The organism is Streptococcus infantis, from assembly GCF_047463315.1.
Classification (GTDB): domain Bacteria; phylum Bacillota; class Bacilli; order Lactobacillales; family Streptococcaceae; genus Streptococcus; species Streptococcus infantis_AB.
In genome coordinates, this window is record NZ_JASHEB010000003.1 from 106,990 (window position 1) to 120,530 (window position 13,541).

Annotated in this window: 25 protein-coding genes; 3 read left to right on the top strand and 22 right to left on the bottom strand. The window is 37.9% G+C overall.

Annotated elements, in window-relative coordinates:
* Position 1: 1 nt before the first annotated feature.
* The 21 genes from QM857_RS04155 to QM857_RS04255 form a co-directional block, all read right to left on the bottom strand.
* Positions 2-211: a hypothetical protein gene (locus QM857_RS04155; protein ID WP_414275149.1), complete on the bottom strand. Its 210-nt coding sequence runs from the start codon at positions 209-211 to the stop codon at positions 2-4.
* A gap of 305 nt (positions 212-516) precedes the next feature.
* Positions 517-1,065: a site-specific integrase gene (locus QM857_RS04160; RefSeq protein ID WP_054365603.1), complete on the bottom strand. Its 549-nt coding sequence runs from the start codon at positions 1,063-1,065 to the stop codon at positions 517-519.
* Between the two features lie 208 nt (positions 1,066-1,273).
* Positions 1,274-1,675 (bottom strand): transcriptional regulator, encoded by a 402-nt coding sequence (locus QM857_RS04165; RefSeq protein ID WP_138030407.1) that lies wholly within the window; start codon positions 1,673-1,675, stop codon positions 1,274-1,276.
* A gap of 300 nt (positions 1,676-1,975) precedes the next feature.
* Positions 1,976-2,236, bottom strand: coding sequence for a DUF1372 family protein (locus QM857_RS04170; RefSeq protein WP_414275150.1), 261 nt, complete (start codon positions 2,234-2,236; stop codon positions 1,976-1,978).
* A gap of 19 nt (positions 2,237-2,255) precedes the next feature.
* Entirely contained in the window at positions 2,256-2,450 is a 195-nt protein-coding gene (locus QM857_RS04175) for a hypothetical protein (protein WP_414275151.1), read from the bottom strand.
* Positions 2,450-2,971, bottom strand: coding sequence for a DUF1642 domain-containing protein (locus tag QM857_RS04180; RefSeq protein ID WP_414275152.1), 522 nt, complete (start codon positions 2,969-2,971; stop codon positions 2,450-2,452). Before QM857_RS04180 ends, QM857_RS04175 begins: the two co-directional genes overlap by 1 nt.
* A complete protein-coding gene (locus tag QM857_RS04185) occupies positions 2,964-3,275 on the bottom strand; it encodes a hypothetical protein (protein ID WP_414275153.1) in 312 nt (103 codons plus the stop codon). The genes QM857_RS04180 and QM857_RS04185 overlap by 8 nt, the downstream gene beginning before the upstream one ends.
* Positions 3,265-3,411, bottom strand: coding sequence for a hypothetical protein (locus QM857_RS04190; protein WP_414275154.1), 147 nt, complete (start codon positions 3,409-3,411; stop codon positions 3,265-3,267). Before QM857_RS04190 ends, QM857_RS04185 begins: the two co-directional genes overlap by 11 nt.
* A gap of 42 nt (positions 3,412-3,453) precedes the next feature.
* Positions 3,454-4,221 carry a DNA-methyltransferase gene (locus QM857_RS04195; protein WP_414275155.1) on the bottom strand — a complete coding sequence of 256 codons (768 nt, stop codon included), beginning with the start codon at positions 4,219-4,221 and terminating at the stop codon, positions 3,454-3,456.
* Complete coding sequence (locus QM857_RS04200; RefSeq protein WP_414275156.1) at positions 4,200-4,574, bottom strand: hypothetical protein; 375 nt, start codon at positions 4,572-4,574, stop codon at positions 4,200-4,202. The genes QM857_RS04195 and QM857_RS04200 overlap by 22 nt, the downstream gene beginning before the upstream one ends.
* A gap of 221 nt (positions 4,575-4,795) precedes the next feature.
* A complete protein-coding gene (locus tag QM857_RS04205) occupies positions 4,796-5,617 on the bottom strand; it encodes an ATP-binding protein (RefSeq protein ID WP_414275157.1) in 822 nt (273 codons plus the stop codon).
* Positions 5,618-6,382 (bottom strand): conserved phage C-terminal domain-containing protein, encoded by a 765-nt coding sequence (locus QM857_RS04210; protein WP_414275158.1) that lies wholly within the window; start codon positions 6,380-6,382, stop codon positions 5,618-5,620.
* Positions 6,383-6,399: 17 nt separating this feature from the next.
* Positions 6,400-7,077 (bottom strand): GIY-YIG nuclease family protein, encoded by a 678-nt coding sequence (locus QM857_RS04215; protein WP_414275159.1) that lies wholly within the window; start codon positions 7,075-7,077, stop codon positions 6,400-6,402.
* On the bottom strand, positions 7,078-8,412 hold the full coding sequence (gene dnaB / locus QM857_RS04220) for a replicative DNA helicase (protein WP_414275160.1): 1,335 nt from the start codon (positions 8,410-8,412) through the stop codon (positions 7,078-7,080).
* Complete coding sequence (locus QM857_RS04225; protein ID WP_414275161.1) at positions 8,409-8,747, bottom strand: hypothetical protein; 339 nt, start codon at positions 8,745-8,747, stop codon at positions 8,409-8,411. The genes dnaB and QM857_RS04225 overlap by 4 nt, the downstream gene beginning before the upstream one ends.
* Entirely contained in the window at positions 8,744-9,172 is a 429-nt protein-coding gene (locus QM857_RS04230) for a hypothetical protein (protein ID WP_414275162.1), read from the bottom strand. The genes QM857_RS04225 and QM857_RS04230 overlap by 4 nt, the downstream gene beginning before the upstream one ends.
* Before the next feature lie 10 nt (positions 9,173-9,182).
* Positions 9,183-9,473 carry a hypothetical protein gene (locus tag QM857_RS04235; RefSeq protein ID WP_414275163.1) on the bottom strand — a complete coding sequence of 97 codons (291 nt, stop codon included), beginning with the start codon at positions 9,471-9,473 and terminating at the stop codon, positions 9,183-9,185.
* A gap of 97 nt (positions 9,474-9,570) precedes the next feature.
* Complete coding sequence (locus QM857_RS04240) at positions 9,571-9,714, bottom strand: hypothetical protein (protein WP_000389584.1); 144 nt, start codon at positions 9,712-9,714, stop codon at positions 9,571-9,573.
* A 439-nt stretch (positions 9,715-10,153) separates the two neighbouring features.
* Entirely contained in the window at positions 10,154-10,294 is a 141-nt protein-coding gene (locus tag QM857_RS04245; RefSeq protein WP_414275164.1) for a hypothetical protein, read from the bottom strand.
* A 33-nt stretch (positions 10,295-10,327) separates the two neighbouring features.
* A complete protein-coding gene (locus QM857_RS04250) occupies positions 10,328-10,534 on the bottom strand; it encodes a helix-turn-helix transcriptional regulator (protein ID WP_414275165.1) in 207 nt (68 codons plus the stop codon).
* A 12-nt stretch (positions 10,535-10,546) separates the two neighbouring features.
* On the bottom strand, positions 10,547-10,732 hold the full coding sequence (locus QM857_RS04255; protein WP_414275166.1) for a helix-turn-helix domain-containing protein: 186 nt from the start codon (positions 10,730-10,732) through the stop codon (positions 10,547-10,549).
* Between the two features lie 145 nt (positions 10,733-10,877).
* On the opposite strand from QM857_RS04255, the gene QM857_RS04260 reads away from it, so the two are divergent.
* Positions 10,878-11,222 carry a hypothetical protein gene (locus tag QM857_RS04260; protein ID WP_414275167.1) on the top strand — a complete coding sequence of 115 codons (345 nt, stop codon included), beginning with the start codon at positions 10,878-10,880 and terminating at the stop codon, positions 11,220-11,222.
* A gap of 159 nt (positions 11,223-11,381) precedes the next feature.
* Here the strand turns inward: QM857_RS04260 and QM857_RS04265 are convergent, their stop codons facing one another.
* A complete protein-coding gene (locus tag QM857_RS04265; protein WP_033583918.1) occupies positions 11,382-11,657 on the bottom strand; it encodes a hypothetical protein in 276 nt (91 codons plus the stop codon).
* Positions 11,658-11,824: 167 nt separating this feature from the next.
* Between QM857_RS04265 and QM857_RS04270 the strand changes: the two genes are divergently transcribed.
* Both QM857_RS04270 and QM857_RS04275 read left to right on the top strand, forming a co-directional pair.
* Positions 11,825-12,601, top strand: coding sequence for a S24 family peptidase (locus QM857_RS04270; protein ID WP_414275168.1), 777 nt, complete (start codon positions 11,825-11,827; stop codon positions 12,599-12,601).
* A gap of 3 nt (positions 12,602-12,604) precedes the next feature.
* Positions 12,605-13,348 carry a hypothetical protein gene (locus tag QM857_RS04275; RefSeq protein WP_414275169.1) on the top strand — a complete coding sequence of 248 codons (744 nt, stop codon included), beginning with the start codon at positions 12,605-12,607 and terminating at the stop codon, positions 13,346-13,348.
* Positions 13,349-13,541 lie beyond the last annotated feature (193 nt).

Consider the following 13,541-nt stretch of genomic DNA (forward strand, 5'->3'; position numbering starts at 1 on the left):
TTTAAATGCCACTGACTACCTCCAGTTTCACTTGGACAACCACATAATTACGACCACATCCTCTTTTCTCGAGCTCAAGTGTTACCTTAAGTTTGCTTGAATAAGTCAAGGCTTGTCTATCACTTGTCCTTTGGTGTGGAGGAGAATATCTATAGTCAGTTCCATAAACAAATTTTCCTGTCTGTTTATTCATGATGCAAAATGTTCTCATGTTACACTATCCTCATCAACAGAAAAGGACAACTCGTCCAGCTGTCCTACTTGTTTACAAAAATTCATGATACAAATATAACACGAAAATCGTGAGAAAAATAGTACCCTTTTTTCTCATTTTTCAAAAACTACTTGACAAGTTCTCTGCTTGGTAGTTCCTAAAATAAAACTATACCATTTTCCCTCTCAATCATCTTTAACCTATATTTTGTCACTTTCGCTTTTTTCTCAAAAGTCTTGTAAACAAAAGGTTTTCCAGCTTTCTTATTTTTCAATCTGACACTACTGCAATATGTCACATTCTTATGTTCCTAAACGGAAATTTGCTAAGGCTCGGTCCTGTTGGTCTTGGTTGATACCGATGTATCTTTTGGTAATTGCTGCGCTAGCATGATTGAACAATTCCATGAGCATGGCAATATCCTTGTACTTCTGATAATAGTGATAGCCAAAAGTTTTTCGCATGGTATGCGTTCCAACATTTTCAACTCCACAATCTTCAGCAGCTATCTTGATAATGCTGTATGCTGCCTGTCTTGTCAACGGCTTGTTCTTTCCTTTGCGACTTTGGAATAAGTAATCGCCGACACGTTTGCCTTTGATGTGTTTATCCATTTCCCGTTTGAGAAAAGCATTCATCTTGACCTTGCGACGTTTCTTGGTTTTTCTTTCTATCAGCAAAAGATACCAGCCACGGACATTAGACACCTTTAGATTCAGAATGTCGGAAATGCGTAAGCCTGTGTTAATCCCTGTCAAGAATATCAAATAGTTGCGATAGTCCCAATCTTTTAGATAATCACACATGATGTCGATGTCTTCCTTGTTGCGAATTGGTTCAACATAGTTCATAGCCTTTTCCCTCCTTTCTTGCAGATAAATGAAAAAGCCAGTGCATTTCTGCAACTGACCTGTAAATCTGTCGGGCGAGTTCTGGTTATTCTTGAAAGGTGTTCCTCTGAAAACGAAAGGCTCTTGTGGGTATCTATCCGTCTTCTCGTTCCGACACTATCATAATACCAAGATTTTCATGAGAAAAATAGTAGCCTTTTTTCTCATTTTACAATTCCCCTTTTAATATTGCATACTGCTCCAAGATAATTCTACGACGGCGATAGATTGTTGCATTGCTTAAAAATTTCTGGTCTGCAATTTCTTCCCAGCGTAGTTGTGGGTACTGCCAGCGTAGATTGAAGATTTCCTTGTCTTCGTCGATTAGGTTAGAAAGTAGCTTGTCCACAATCTCCTTGAAGCTTTCCAGGAACTTTAATGTCGGATCATCCGCTAGCTTGACCGCGATGGTTTCTGTTGGTTTGCTGATTCCGATTGAAGTCCCACTTTGGATGTCTGGGTTTCTGGTAGTTAGCTCCAGCCTGCGTAAATCTATGGTTCGCTGGATACCTCGGAACTTGAATAGTTCTTGGTCCAGTAGTTGAAGTTCCTTGTTGCTCAATTTCTTCAAATTTTACCTCCGAATTTTCTAAATAATTAAATAAGCTATCGAACATTTTAGAAAAAGCCTTACTGATGTCAGAAACTATCTGCTTTATCATTCTAGATAAAATTTCAATTTCTTCCTGACTTAACTTTCTAAGCTTATTTTCTAATTCTATTTGTTTCTTCTGAGTAAGTTGTTTAGCTTTCTTCTTTTTAATCCTTCTATTCATCTTGCTCTCCATTTCCTGGTATTAGCTTTTATGAATGCAGCCTGCTCTTGCATCCTGAATGATGATGATGTAAGTTAGTTTCTTGTACTTTGTCATTACAATCTTACCTCATCCCCAACTTTCAAAAATTCGTAGTTGTCTTGCGATACCACGAAAATGCCGTAGTTCTGTATCGTGATCGTGTAGAGTTCGCCAATCTTCTCTTTATGGACGACTCTGCCTTTGATTTCTGCGCCTTGATTATCGGCCCGATAGATAACTATCGGGCACTTTTCTTCTAGTTTTTTAATGTGGATACTCTGCCAAATATTTAATCCAGCAGACAATAAAATCCAGATTGCGATAAAACGTTTCATTCTGTGACCTCCTTACTATCTAACTTTCGTTTTTCAGCTTATTTCTTACTTCGCTTAGATAATGTTGAAAAACAATATTACCAGCGCATTTACCAATCAATTCGTCTAGTGCTTTCTCAATAACTTCATATTTAGTGGAATACCCATAGTATAGTTTTAATGCTTGGAGGTGTGCGAAAAGATCGTCTGGCAAATTAACTATAATTTTCCTCATCACTCCACCTCCTCAACTACCACACCCTCGCAACCAAACACCCAGCCAAATCCGGCTTCTTCGAGTTCTTTTCGGGTGAATTTTGTATCATAAAGTGCGTTTTCTTCTGGATTTGAAAAAATAAATTTTTTTGACCTCTTATCACGATTTAAAGTTCCTTGTCTTGTCAATGTATTTTTAACTTTGACAATATACCGCTTCCCTCTCTCTACTTCATATCCGTCAAGCCAAGCACGAGCGAATATTTCAATATTGTCATCTGTATAAAGCCAATCTTCAATATCCTTGTTTTCATGTTTTCTGACTTCACTCATTGCGCCTAAGATGTGATAATCTTCTTTTTTTGCGTATTCAATATAATCCGCCACAAACTGCGGGACTTTCACTTTTTCGGGTTCGTCTAGTTGTTTCAACTCTTTCAAAAAAAGTTCAACCATTGAAGTATAGGGTACAGGCTCATGAAAAGGGCTGTGTTCTTTCCACAATTCTTTATACTTTCTTATCAATTCCTGCTTATTCATCTTCTTGTCCCTCATTATATTTCTCTACCAATTCATGCAACCACGACCACGGTTCAGTTTCTTCATCGATTGGTTCAACTTCTCTTTCTTGTAGCCATGCTGAGAAATTAACCACATTATCAATATAGATTGTGTCAAAATCACCCCAATCCCAAACAGTTAGGTCAATCTCTGTTTCTGTTCCGTTTTCATCTTCAACTGTGATTGAACCATTTTCAACCCAAGCAGTACCATAGCATAAATCACAAGTACCCGTTTGTTCTTCTTGAAAATCTGAGTTGTATTCTGTTACTTTATATTTCATCTTCCAACTCCTTTAACTGTTCTTGATACCTTTTCAGTTTCTTCTTCCAAAAATCACGCTCAGCGCTTTTTGTGTGTGCAAGCGACTTCACGCAAGGTTCAGATAGTTCTTCAATCATTTGTTCTTTAACTTTCATCTTTACTCCAAAAAATCATAGATTGTAGTTTGATATGCCGGTTCAAAATAAACTGGTTTGAAAGGTTGAGAGCATTTGCTCTTGCGCTTTGTTATAAAAATCTTTCTTGATTTCAAATCCATAGGCATTCCGGTTCATTTCTGCGGCTGCTCGAAGTGTCGAACCACTTCCGGCGCAGGGATCAATAACCACATCGCCCTCGTCTGTAAAAATTTCAATCAATCGCTTCAAGACTGGAATAGGTTTCTGCGTTGGATGAATACTTGGATATGAGTTATCCTTCTCCCACGGTGCATGGTTCAATACCATTGCGCCGTTGTTATTAAATTTCGGCAACTTATCACGATATAAAACAGTCGCTTCTTCAACCGCTCCAACAATCTTCATATTTGCTTTTAAGACTTGCGGACTTGATTTTTTTGTAAAGTATAGCGGATAAGCATTATTAAAACCGTGTTTTTTTCCGCATTCAATAACCATTTCTCGTTGTTGCCAAGCGTGGAAAACAATCATTGCTGGCGCTTGTCCTTTTTCTTTTGGTTCTTTCTTCAATAAGCGACTGCAAAAATCGAAAAAGTTATTGATTTTAAAATCATTGTCCGTGTCAAAGAAAGACTTCCCAGCAAGTTTACTTTCTCCGTTTTTATTGTCCCCGTCTTTATACCAGCGAGGATCACTTGCGTAAGCATTATTTCCAAGGTTGTAGGGTATATCAGCAATAATCAACTGCGCCCGTGGTATGTTGTAACGTTTAGCGTTTTCAAAATGGTCATTGTATAACTCAATTTTTACTTGTCCGCTTCTTTCCATTCTGTAATCTCCAGTTCAATTCTATATTTTTTATTTCCTGACTTTCCACCGTGTCTGAAGTCTGTTGACTTGATAACGTGATAATTATCATCTGTCCAAAACTTCGCATCCGTCAAACCATCCAATAGCGCCTTACTTGTTGGCGACCAATCAAGACGACCGCCAAACGCTTTAGCGATGTTTTGGATTGACTCGTTTGTTTCATCATTCGATTTCTCAAAAATCAAAGCAAAACGAATATCTTTAGAGTAGCTCGCGCTAAACGTTAGAGCTCGTTCATTGTTTTGATACTTAGTTAAAAAACTATTTGTCCCTTTTTTTGCGATTGCGTAAAATTCATTTTGTTGTTTCATTGTTTTTCTCCTTTATACACATATTTAAAACGGCAAATCATCATCTGAAAAATCAAGCGGATTTGTGTTTGCCCCTCGTGAAAAGTCGCTAAATAGTAGCAATCCTTAGCACCGTAGTCGAATCGTATTGTCCGCTTTCCGATGTGCTTCTGAAATCTTGGGTGAGTGATAGCCGAGAAAGAATTTTCGATGCCCGTTATAGACAAAATATAAGGTCAACATCAGTATCTCCTATCCTTCATATTGGATGGATACACAAAGCACTTTCCAGTTGCTCCCTCAAAGATACGACTTGATAAAGCACCATTCCCAAAATCGTCCGAGTAAAGCTCCTTAATTTCTTCACTAGATAGATTAGTGTTGATAATCGTATTCGTCCGATTATCCAGGATCTTGAACAATATCTGATGCGCCCACTCGTTCCGCTTCGTGTCAGCCTTACGACTCTCTTTACCAAGGTCATCCAAGAAAAGAAAATCAACCTCAGACAATAGCTTGACCATCTTAGCTTCTGAATAGCCATTGTCAAACTCAAAGCTTTCTCGAATCTTGTCAAATAAAGTCACAACTGACACAAAGAGAACGCTTTTAGGCTCGTCGTATGCTTTGAACTGCTCATTGAGAAACCGAGCCAAGCCATAAGTAAGATGACTCTTCCCGACTCCAGAAGGTCCTGTGATGATGGCATTGCCAATCTCACCTTTCGCATAGCAACGTTCCAATCGCTTCACGAAATTCATAGCCTTTTCATCAATATCAACCTGAATCTCGTAGTCATGTAGTGACTTGCTGGCAAGCTTACTTGAAACGATACTGTCACGAGCAAAAACCTCATAAGTGTCCGAAAGCTTACTCTTTACTTCAGATTCCATATTCAACTGCTTTTCAAAAAGTCGAATGTTCTCTTTCTCACATTCAGGACATTGATTGATTTCCTCAACCTTGCCCTTGATAGGAATCTTAACAGACCAAAGATGGCATCCATGGATTTCACAGACATCATCAAGAACTGTTCTAGTTCTAAATTGCTTAAATTGTTTCATCTAAAATCCTAGCCTTTCATCAACTGCTGATTGAAAAGAGTGAACTTTTCGTGGCATAGGTTGGTTCAGATAATTGTCCATCTTATTACCAAAAAGTGTTTGTGGTTGAAGATACTGTTCATACTCTGTACCTTTCCACTTAGCGACCATGATGTCCACAACCTTTTTAAAATCTTCAAGGACATAACCCTCTTTTAGCCTTGCCTTGATAAATTTTTGATGACTAGCAGTGTCAACCTTAAAATTCTTCTTAGCTTTCAAATTGAGATAAGAAATAACTTCTTTACAAATCAACAATTTATTATTGTTATTCTCAGTCTTAGTATTCTCAGTCTTGATTGTGTGTACTTTTTGCACTTCCGAAAGTGTATTTTCTACACTTCCAATGTGTACTTTTTGCACTTCCTGAAATGTACTTTCTACACTTCCATTAAGAGCATCAAGATAAATACGGTTTGGTAAGTTCATACCTTGTCTGACTTCCGTCATTAGACCAGCATCTTTCAATTCCTTTTTGATTTTGATAATCGTCTTGTTGCTATTGCAATTTAAGTCAATCATCAACTGTTCGTTTGTGTAATACTGGAAAACGTTCCCCTCTTTATCATGCCATCCATTTTTTAAAGATAGTTCTAACCTATCAAACAGAAGCATATAGAGCATTTTAGCGTTATTGCTCAAAGTCTTATATTTTTCATCATAGATGAATGGCTTTGGAAATTTGAAAAACGATAAGAAACCAGTGACTTCACTTTTTTTAATCATTGCACTACTCCTTTCTTCTAATTTTTAGTGTTATATCCATATTCAGGATTTGTTGCTTTAAAATCAGCTATGTATTTACTTTCTAGGTCTAGTAAATCCTTTTCTAAACCTTCTTCCAATACATCTATAACCTCATACGTCCAGTCTGTTATCTCGCTATCTTTCATTGCTTCATGGAAGTAACTACCTGACTGCGCTTTAAAATGTTGGAACCAACGAAAAATAGGATGATTAACAGTTTTTCCAATATAAACCTTGCCCGTCTGTTTATGAGTGATTTTATAGATGAAACCAACTACACTGCTACTTCTATATGTTCTGACATCTTCAGCAATCCTGTTTGCATAGAATTGTTCTTCATGTTCTAAACAACAAAAATAATAACCGCTATAATTATTGTTCTTTATGTCAATTCTATTGACAGGATTTTCTCCACAAAATTTACACGGAATTTTTTCGGTCCAAAAACTTTCCCAGTTTTCACTCAATTCATAAACATTGACAAAAAAGAATTCCCCTTTCGAAGTTCTTTGAGGTATCTTTTCTGAAAAATATTCTGGATAATCTTCTTTAATTTTTGTCAAAACATCCTTCTTAGTTTCTAAATCAAAGTAGAGCCTTCTTTCTACTTGCTGAGAGTAGTAACTATCTTTGTTTTCTTTTCTGTGATTGATTCTCACAAACCAATTTGCCATCTACCCCTCCACATTTGAAAATTTTGTGTACTCTTTGTGAAAATACAACTTCACTGTTCCGAGACTGCCATGCCGATTCTTTTCCAGGATCAGCTCAGTCACGTTGTTTGCTTCCTGACTATCTGCCTGTTCCTTCTGGTAGTAGGCATCACGATACAAGAAAGCTACAATGTCTGCATCTTGCTCAATCGAACCAGATTCTCGCAAATCTGATAGCATTGGGCGCTTGTCTTGTCTCTGCTCAACCGACCGACTCAACTGCGATAAGGCTATGACAGGAACCCTCAAATCCTTTGCTAGTATCTTCAATTCCCTTGAAATTTCAGAAACAATCTGCTGACGATTCTCCCTCTTTGAACCAGTAATCAACTGCAAGTAGTCAATGATGATAATGCCTAGACCGCCCATTTCTTGAGATAATTTTCTAGCTTTTGACCGTATTTCTGAAATCCGAATACCGGCAGTATCATCCACGAAAATAGGCGCATCATAGAGATTGCTTTGCGCATGTACAAGTCTTTTCCACTCATCTGTACTAAGATTACCAGTCTTCAAATGATAACCTGGAATCATACCCTCAGATGCCACCATGCGCTCAATCAATTCCTCTGCTCCCATTTCAAGCGAGAAAATGACAGCAGGTTTTCTTTCCATCGTAGCCACATGCTTTGCAATGTTCAATGCTAGCGCCGTCTTACCCATAGCAGGACGAGCAGCAAGAATGATAAGATTCCCTTCGTGAAGGCCTGTTGTAATCTTATCCAATCCGACAAAGCCAGTAGACAGACCAGTCACGAATCCATCTGTCTGCGAGCGAGTCTCGACTATCTGCATATGTGTATCAAGAATATCAGCCACATTACGAAATCCATTTCCAACATTTTGATTACTGATATCAAGAATTGATTTTTCAGTTTTTTCGATGATTTCATTGATAGAAATACCTCCCTGATATGCACTAGAAAGTGATTCCGACAGTTCATCAATTACTTTCCGAAGCGTTGCTTTTTCTTTTACGAGTTTAGCGTAGTGCTCCACATTTTTTGAAGTTGGTGTTGAATTTACCAATTCGACAACGTAGTTTATACCACCGATATTTGAGATGTCACCTTGATTGGTAAGAGCAGACACCATAGTTGTAGCATCGATTGGCTCACCTTTTTCAAGCAATGACAACATGGTCTTAAATACAATCTTGTTGGCAGGTTTGTAAAAATCGTCAGGAGTTAATTCGTCTGCAAGTGATATCATCGTTTCCGGTGAGATAAAGACAGCACCCAGAACCGACTGCTCTGCAACTAGATCATGAGGTAGTATTCTAAAATCTTCACTCATACACTCTTCCTCCAGTAGCTTTCTAAGTCAATATTCATGACAGCAGCAAGATTCTTCTGCTCGGTTAGGATTTGACGACGATAAGGCGCAAGCCCAGCTTGTCGCTCCTCCTCACTTCGTGGCAAGTAATATCCGTTCGGCTTCGTCTTCTTAGCTACGATAGGATGACCAAAATTGACACGCAAGCTCTCGATGATTTCTTCTGCCTTACGTTTTGAGAGCCCAGTTTCTAAACGAATTTCACTGGCTTGGATTGGCAAGTCGAAGGTCGCACAATTGATAATCATGTTTAAGACACGAATTTCTAACTCATTCATACTGCGACTAACACTCATGTCTTTGCCCTCCATTTTCTTGGATTCTGACGGAAATTCATGGTCATTTCCTGATAAAGCAAACGTCCATTTTCTTCTAAGAGGCCTGAATTTTGCTTTCTTAGAAAATCATTGTTACCTGCTTCTTCCAGGTAGTCCTGAGCCAGTCTGTCATAATCTTCGATGCATGCTCTAAAAACTTGTGGTACGTCCTCAATCGATGAAGCGAGTCCTACAGGTGGCTGAGTGTCATAGGTGAATCTCCTGTCGCTATTTTTCAAGTTTCTTCGGGCAACTTCTCCGAAATCTTCTGTTTTTTCAATGATGACTACTACATTTTGTTCATCCGATTTTTCATTTTTAGCAGTCAGTAGCATCATGATAAAGATTCCGATAAAGATGGCCGCCAAGCCAAGCATTTGGCTTGATAAAGTTGGTTCTGTCATTTTGTTCTCCTTACGCTCTTAATTTTCGTACTTGTTTTTCTAACTCTAAAATCTCATAAACATCATTGACATCGTACATAATATCTTTCCCTTGCTTACGAAATCTTAATCCTTTACGTTCTAACTTCTTAATATAGCCATGAGTAAAGCCAAATTTCTTCATCAAAGCCTGTTGATTGATTGGCATACGATCATTCTCTAACTGGTCCTTGACCTGCTTTTCAGCAAAAGCCAATAATTGATTGGTGAACAATTCAGCACTTTCGCCGTCCAATCGTAATTGTAACGTTATTCCTTCCATTTTCTACATCCTCTCAACTATGCGGGCAAGCATTTTTGTGATATAATGGTTTTAATTATTTTAGTATGCGCCTGATTGTCGTCAGGTGCTTTTTTGTTTATACAATATTACTTTCCATCGCCCTGAGTTCTATCTCATGGCTAACTTGTTTCAATAGCTTCTCACATGCTATTTTAGCTTCTCTGTACGTTTTAGATTCGCTGATGAAATAATCAGCAAGTTCGATGATTTTATCTTCCATGATTTTCTCCAAAAATCAGTCTTGAGACCGATGTCAACCACTCACAAATGGTATATGGTTATATTATCCTTAACAAGAAAGGAGCTAATGTAAATTGGCAAAATTTTTGATAGGAACTGTGTCTCAGTAAACTTTGGATTCATTTGTAGGTTTACCTTTTGCCTACCGCACCTGGCTAGCAGGGTTCAATAGGGAGAGTTAGCCTTCCCGAAACGTCTTGGCTAGACACTAAAAGCCGTGGAAAGCTAGACTCTAAAATCGAGAATCAGAGTTTATTTCAACTACAGTGCTGGGGACGATACCAGCGAAGTGTTGTTGACTACTGCTATTAGTTTGAGCAGAACAATTTCCGTAGCGTACTTCAGATAGCAGCTGGAGTACGTTTTTTCTTTTCCCACTATACGGATATTGTTTTGTCTCATTTCCTCGCCCCCTCATTTCAAATCAGCTTGGCAATAAATTTTAAGTAGACAGCAGCATGGTGACTTTCAACCGTGCTTTTTGTTTTGATTGCTTGAACACCTTTTAATTTTTGGTTATTCAAATAAATACCATCTTCTCTTATTTTTAATTCATTCATATTTGCTCCTTTCCCTTTTCTATCTTTTTGCGGTTAAACCGCAACTTCAGGTAAAAAAATAATATCATCTACTGAGACCTCGAAAACACTAGCGATTTGATATGCTTTTGAGACACTAGGTTCTGTTACCCCACGTTCCCAATGGCCCCAAGTATCAACTGATACATTCACAGCTTCTGCCGCATCACTTTGTCTCCAATTTTTGAGTGTCCTTAGTGTTTTTAATGTCATTTTCGGCACGTTCCTACCTCCTTATCTAAATTCATCCAAGCTGATTTCTAGTGCATCAGCAATTTTGCATATGTTCGGCCAAGAAAGGTATTTCACCTTTCCGCTTTTTAAATCAGAAAAGAAACTACGGTTGACCCCAGACATCTTAGATAATTGATAGCCATTCAAATTTCTTTCCTGCATTATTCGGTTTAATTGTTCCCACATTTTTACACCTCGGACACTATATGTTGTTAAACAAATATATTTAATTAACAATATGTTGTGCTTTTCTGTTATTCATGTTATAATCATTATTGACTAGGACCTCTCACCGTTTTAGTCAAAATTTAAACAGAAAGGAGAGCAAAAAATGAGTAACAACTTGGCAAAACTTGACATTCTACTAACACATGGGATTATCGCTGAAGATACAGATCACAAATTGATAATCCAAACAGCTGCTGGACAATTCATTGGCAAACCTTACGATCCTGATAATGCAGATTACCCTTACGTATCTGCTATTGCTCAAAAGATAAAAGATCTTAGATTTTCTGAATACGATGAAAAAAATCCAACAGCAATCTTTTTAGTAGATGTTGAAGTTCGCACCAATTCAATCGGTGGACCATTCAAAATGCCATACGTTTGTCTATTTTTAGATCAGATATTGGGTGTTTCGATTGGGAAATTCGAAAATCCAACTGAAGAATAGAATCTTTATCTATCGTAAAGTCTATCGGTCGTTCGATAGGCTTTTTTCTTTTCCCACTATACGGATATCGTCTTGGTCTCATTGTTTCTCCTTTCTATTATTTCTTTTTTCGCTCTATGAGCAACAGCCTGCCAGGGAGTCGAACCCTAGTGCTACCGATCAGGCTACATTCATTTTGTCCATCATTCCTGCGAATGCTGCATCAAATCGAATGTCATCGATTTCGTCTTGAGTGAAACCAGCATCAAGAAGGTAACTCTCTTGGCGTTCGATCTCTTCTCCCAACTCTGTCCATCCGAAAGCGAACTGACGGCAGTTGTTCCAGAATGATTCAAGCTGACCATAGAGGAAGCGTTCCTCGTATGTGTTTTGAAGCAAGGTTTCTGCAACCACTGCTTTAAAGATGTTGATGGCTTTCTCGTTTAATGTGTTCATGATGTTTCCCTCCGATTTGTTTTTGTTATTTCCTTAAGCTTGATTATATTATACTGCGGTTTAACCGCAATGTCAAGTGTTTTTTGCGTTTTTTTCGCAATTTTTTATTTTATTCTTTACTTTTTTGCGTTTTTGCCGTAAAATATACTATATAAGGAGGAGCGGAAATGAAAATCGAAAACAAAAAAATTTTTGCCAATAATCTGAGTTTCTACATGGAACAAAAAGGGGTAGATAGAAATACATTATGCGCAGACTTGGATTTAAAATACACCACTGTTCGCGATTGGTTGAAAGGAATAACTTATCCTCGGATTGGTAAAATTGAACTTTTGGCAAACTATTTCAATATAAATAAATCCGACCTTATTGAAAATAAGATTTCTACCGCACAACCATCAGACTCCCTTTTAGAAAAAATTACAAATACGGCTCGAAAATTAAACACTGATAATAAGAAAATCGTACTACGTACCTCTGAGGATCTTTGGGAGAGTCAAAAAGCAAATCGCGGAACGTATCGACAGAGAAACGAAGGAGAAACGAGGGAAAACGAAGTATCGGAAGCTATTCAGCTCTATAGTTACGACTACTACGACCACCCAGCTTCTGCAGGTACAGGCCAGTATTTGAACGATGTACGAGTGGAACGGATTGAGTTGCCAGTAGATATCGATGCCGACTTCGTCATTCCAATCAAAGGGGACTCCATGGAACCTGACTATCACGACGGCGACCTAGTATTCATTCAGACCAGCGTGGACTTGAATGACGGTGTTATCGGAGTATTCAACTACAACGGCGATGCTTATATCAAGCAGCTTGTCATTGACAAAGAACAGGCATACCTACATAGCCTAAACCCATCGTACAAGGATATGCCAATCACACCAGAGACAGACTTCCGAATTATCGGTGAAGTCGTGGATTTGTATAGAGGTTAGAGAATGGACCAATTTGAAAAAAATAATCTTGATAAATTGACAGTCTCAACAGATAAAATGAAACAACTAACCATTGAGAATCCAAATCACTTCAAAACCTCTAGACTTGGTCAAAGTATGACCAATTATAGCAATCAATTAGAGCGTGAAATACAAGGAAAGCGTCGTAGAAATAGAGTATTCCCTTACGGCACACTTGTCTATGTTGATTTTGGGATAAACTTTGGATCAGAATTCTCTGCGCCACATTATGCAATTACGCTTACCAAAGAAGACAAAAAGAATAGAAATACTATCACGGTTATCCCTCTAACATCCAAGCCTGGATACGATAATTTACCACTAGAGTTTAACCTAGCTGAAGGACTTGGCTTACTAACTACACACCTAATCAAAGCTGCTGAAGATAAGGTTGAAAATGAACTGGTATCACATTTTGGAGAATATGATGATTTTGATGAACTTATCGCAAAATTGGATAAAGAAGGTCGATTAGAAGAGAAAGAACGTGCAATAAACCTTGTTCAAAAACTTACAGATAGCGTTGCATTGGCTGGTGAACGTCTTGAAAAATATGTATCTGACCTAGATAAAACAACCTATGCGAAATTAGATTCAATTACAACTATTGACAAAGTGAAGATTTTTAAGAAAATCAATCCTTTAGATGGAATTGGGGTTGCACAAATACTTGAACCACAAATGAAAATTTTAAGCGATGAAATCAAAGCGCGCTATCTTATTTGACAAAATGAAATATATTTGATAATATATAGTTACCAACCTAGGAGAAATCCTAGTGCAAATAATCTGGTTGGCACAAGCTGCCACGTAGAAACGGTAACTATAAATTTAGTTACCGTTTTTTGTTGAATAAAAAATAAAAAATCCCCACACTCTCCGACCGCCAAGTTTTTGAGTGTGAGGGTTCAACCTTCCA

What these genes read in the sequence shown, in the direction of transcription:
- QM857_RS04230 (WP_414275162.1), bottom strand. Translation starts at nt 9,172, where the DNA reads ATGACAGAACCAACTTTATCAAGCCAAATGCTTGGCTTGGCGGCCATC.
- QM857_RS04175 (WP_414275151.1), bottom strand. Translation starts at nt 2,450, where the DNA reads ATGAGGAAAATTATAGTTAATTTGCCAGACGATCTTTTCGCACACCTC.
- QM857_RS04200 (WP_414275156.1), bottom strand. Translation starts at nt 4,574, where the DNA reads ATGAAACAACAAAATGAATTTTACGCAATCGCAAAAAAAGGGACAAAT.
- QM857_RS04195 (WP_414275155.1), bottom strand. Translation starts at nt 4,221, where the DNA reads ATGGAAAGAAGCGGACAAGTAAAAATTGAGTTATACAATGACCATTTT.
- QM857_RS04270 (WP_414275168.1), top strand. Translation starts at nt 11,825, where the DNA reads ATGAAAATCGAAAACAAAAAAATTTTTGCCAATAATCTGAGTTTCTAC.
- QM857_RS04205 (WP_414275157.1), bottom strand. Translation starts at nt 5,617, where the DNA reads ATGAAACAATTTAAGCAATTTAGAACTAGAACAGTTCTTGATGATGTC.
- QM857_RS04225 (WP_414275161.1), bottom strand. Translation starts at nt 8,747, where the DNA reads ATGAGTGTTAGTCGCAGTATGAATGAGTTAGAAATTCGTGTCTTAAAC.
- QM857_RS04185 (WP_414275153.1), bottom strand. Translation starts at nt 3,275, where the DNA reads ATGAAATATAAAGTAACAGAATACAACTCAGATTTTCAAGAAGAACAA.
- QM857_RS04245 (WP_414275164.1), bottom strand. Translation starts at nt 10,294, where the DNA reads ATGAATGAATTAAAAATAAGAGAAGATGGTATTTATTTGAATAACCAA.
- QM857_RS04265 (WP_033583918.1), bottom strand. Translation starts at nt 11,657, where the DNA reads ATGAACACATTAAACGAGAAAGCCATCAACATCTTTAAAGCAGTGGTT.
- dnaB (WP_414275160.1), bottom strand. Translation starts at nt 8,412, where the DNA reads ATGAGTGAAGATTTTAGAATACTACCTCATGATCTAGTTGCAGAGCAG.
- QM857_RS04190 (WP_414275154.1), bottom strand. Translation starts at nt 3,411, where the DNA reads ATGAAAGTTAAAGAACAAATGATTGAAGAACTATCTGAACCTTGCGTG.
- QM857_RS04275 (WP_414275169.1), top strand. Translation starts at nt 12,605, where the DNA reads ATGGACCAATTTGAAAAAAATAATCTTGATAAATTGACAGTCTCAACA.
- QM857_RS04255 (WP_414275166.1), bottom strand. Translation starts at nt 10,732, where the DNA reads ATGTGGGAACAATTAAACCGAATAATGCAGGAAAGAAATTTGAATGGC.
- QM857_RS04170 (WP_414275150.1), bottom strand. Translation starts at nt 2,236, where the DNA reads ATGAAACGTTTTATCGCAATCTGGATTTTATTGTCTGCTGGATTAAAT.
- QM857_RS04215 (WP_414275159.1), bottom strand. Translation starts at nt 7,077, where the DNA reads ATGGCAAATTGGTTTGTGAGAATCAATCACAGAAAAGAAAACAAAGAT.
- QM857_RS04155 (WP_414275149.1), bottom strand. Translation starts at nt 211, where the DNA reads ATGAGAACATTTTGCATCATGAATAAACAGACAGGAAAATTTGTTTAT.
- QM857_RS04240 (WP_000389584.1), bottom strand. Translation starts at nt 9,714, where the DNA reads ATGGAAGATAAAATCATCGAACTTGCTGATTATTTCATCAGCGAATCT.
- QM857_RS04210 (WP_414275158.1), bottom strand. Translation starts at nt 6,382, where the DNA reads ATGATTAAAAAAAGTGAAGTCACTGGTTTCTTATCGTTTTTCAAATTT.
- QM857_RS04235 (WP_414275163.1), bottom strand. Translation starts at nt 9,473, where the DNA reads ATGGAAGGAATAACGTTACAATTACGATTGGACGGCGAAAGTGCTGAA.
- QM857_RS04180 (WP_414275152.1), bottom strand. Translation starts at nt 2,971, where the DNA reads ATGAATAAGCAGGAATTGATAAGAAAGTATAAAGAATTGTGGAAAGAA.
- QM857_RS04160 (WP_054365603.1), bottom strand. Translation starts at nt 1,065, where the DNA reads ATGAACTATGTTGAACCAATTCGCAACAAGGAAGACATCGACATCATG.
- QM857_RS04260 (WP_414275167.1), top strand. Translation starts at nt 10,878, where the DNA reads ATGAGTAACAACTTGGCAAAACTTGACATTCTACTAACACATGGGATT.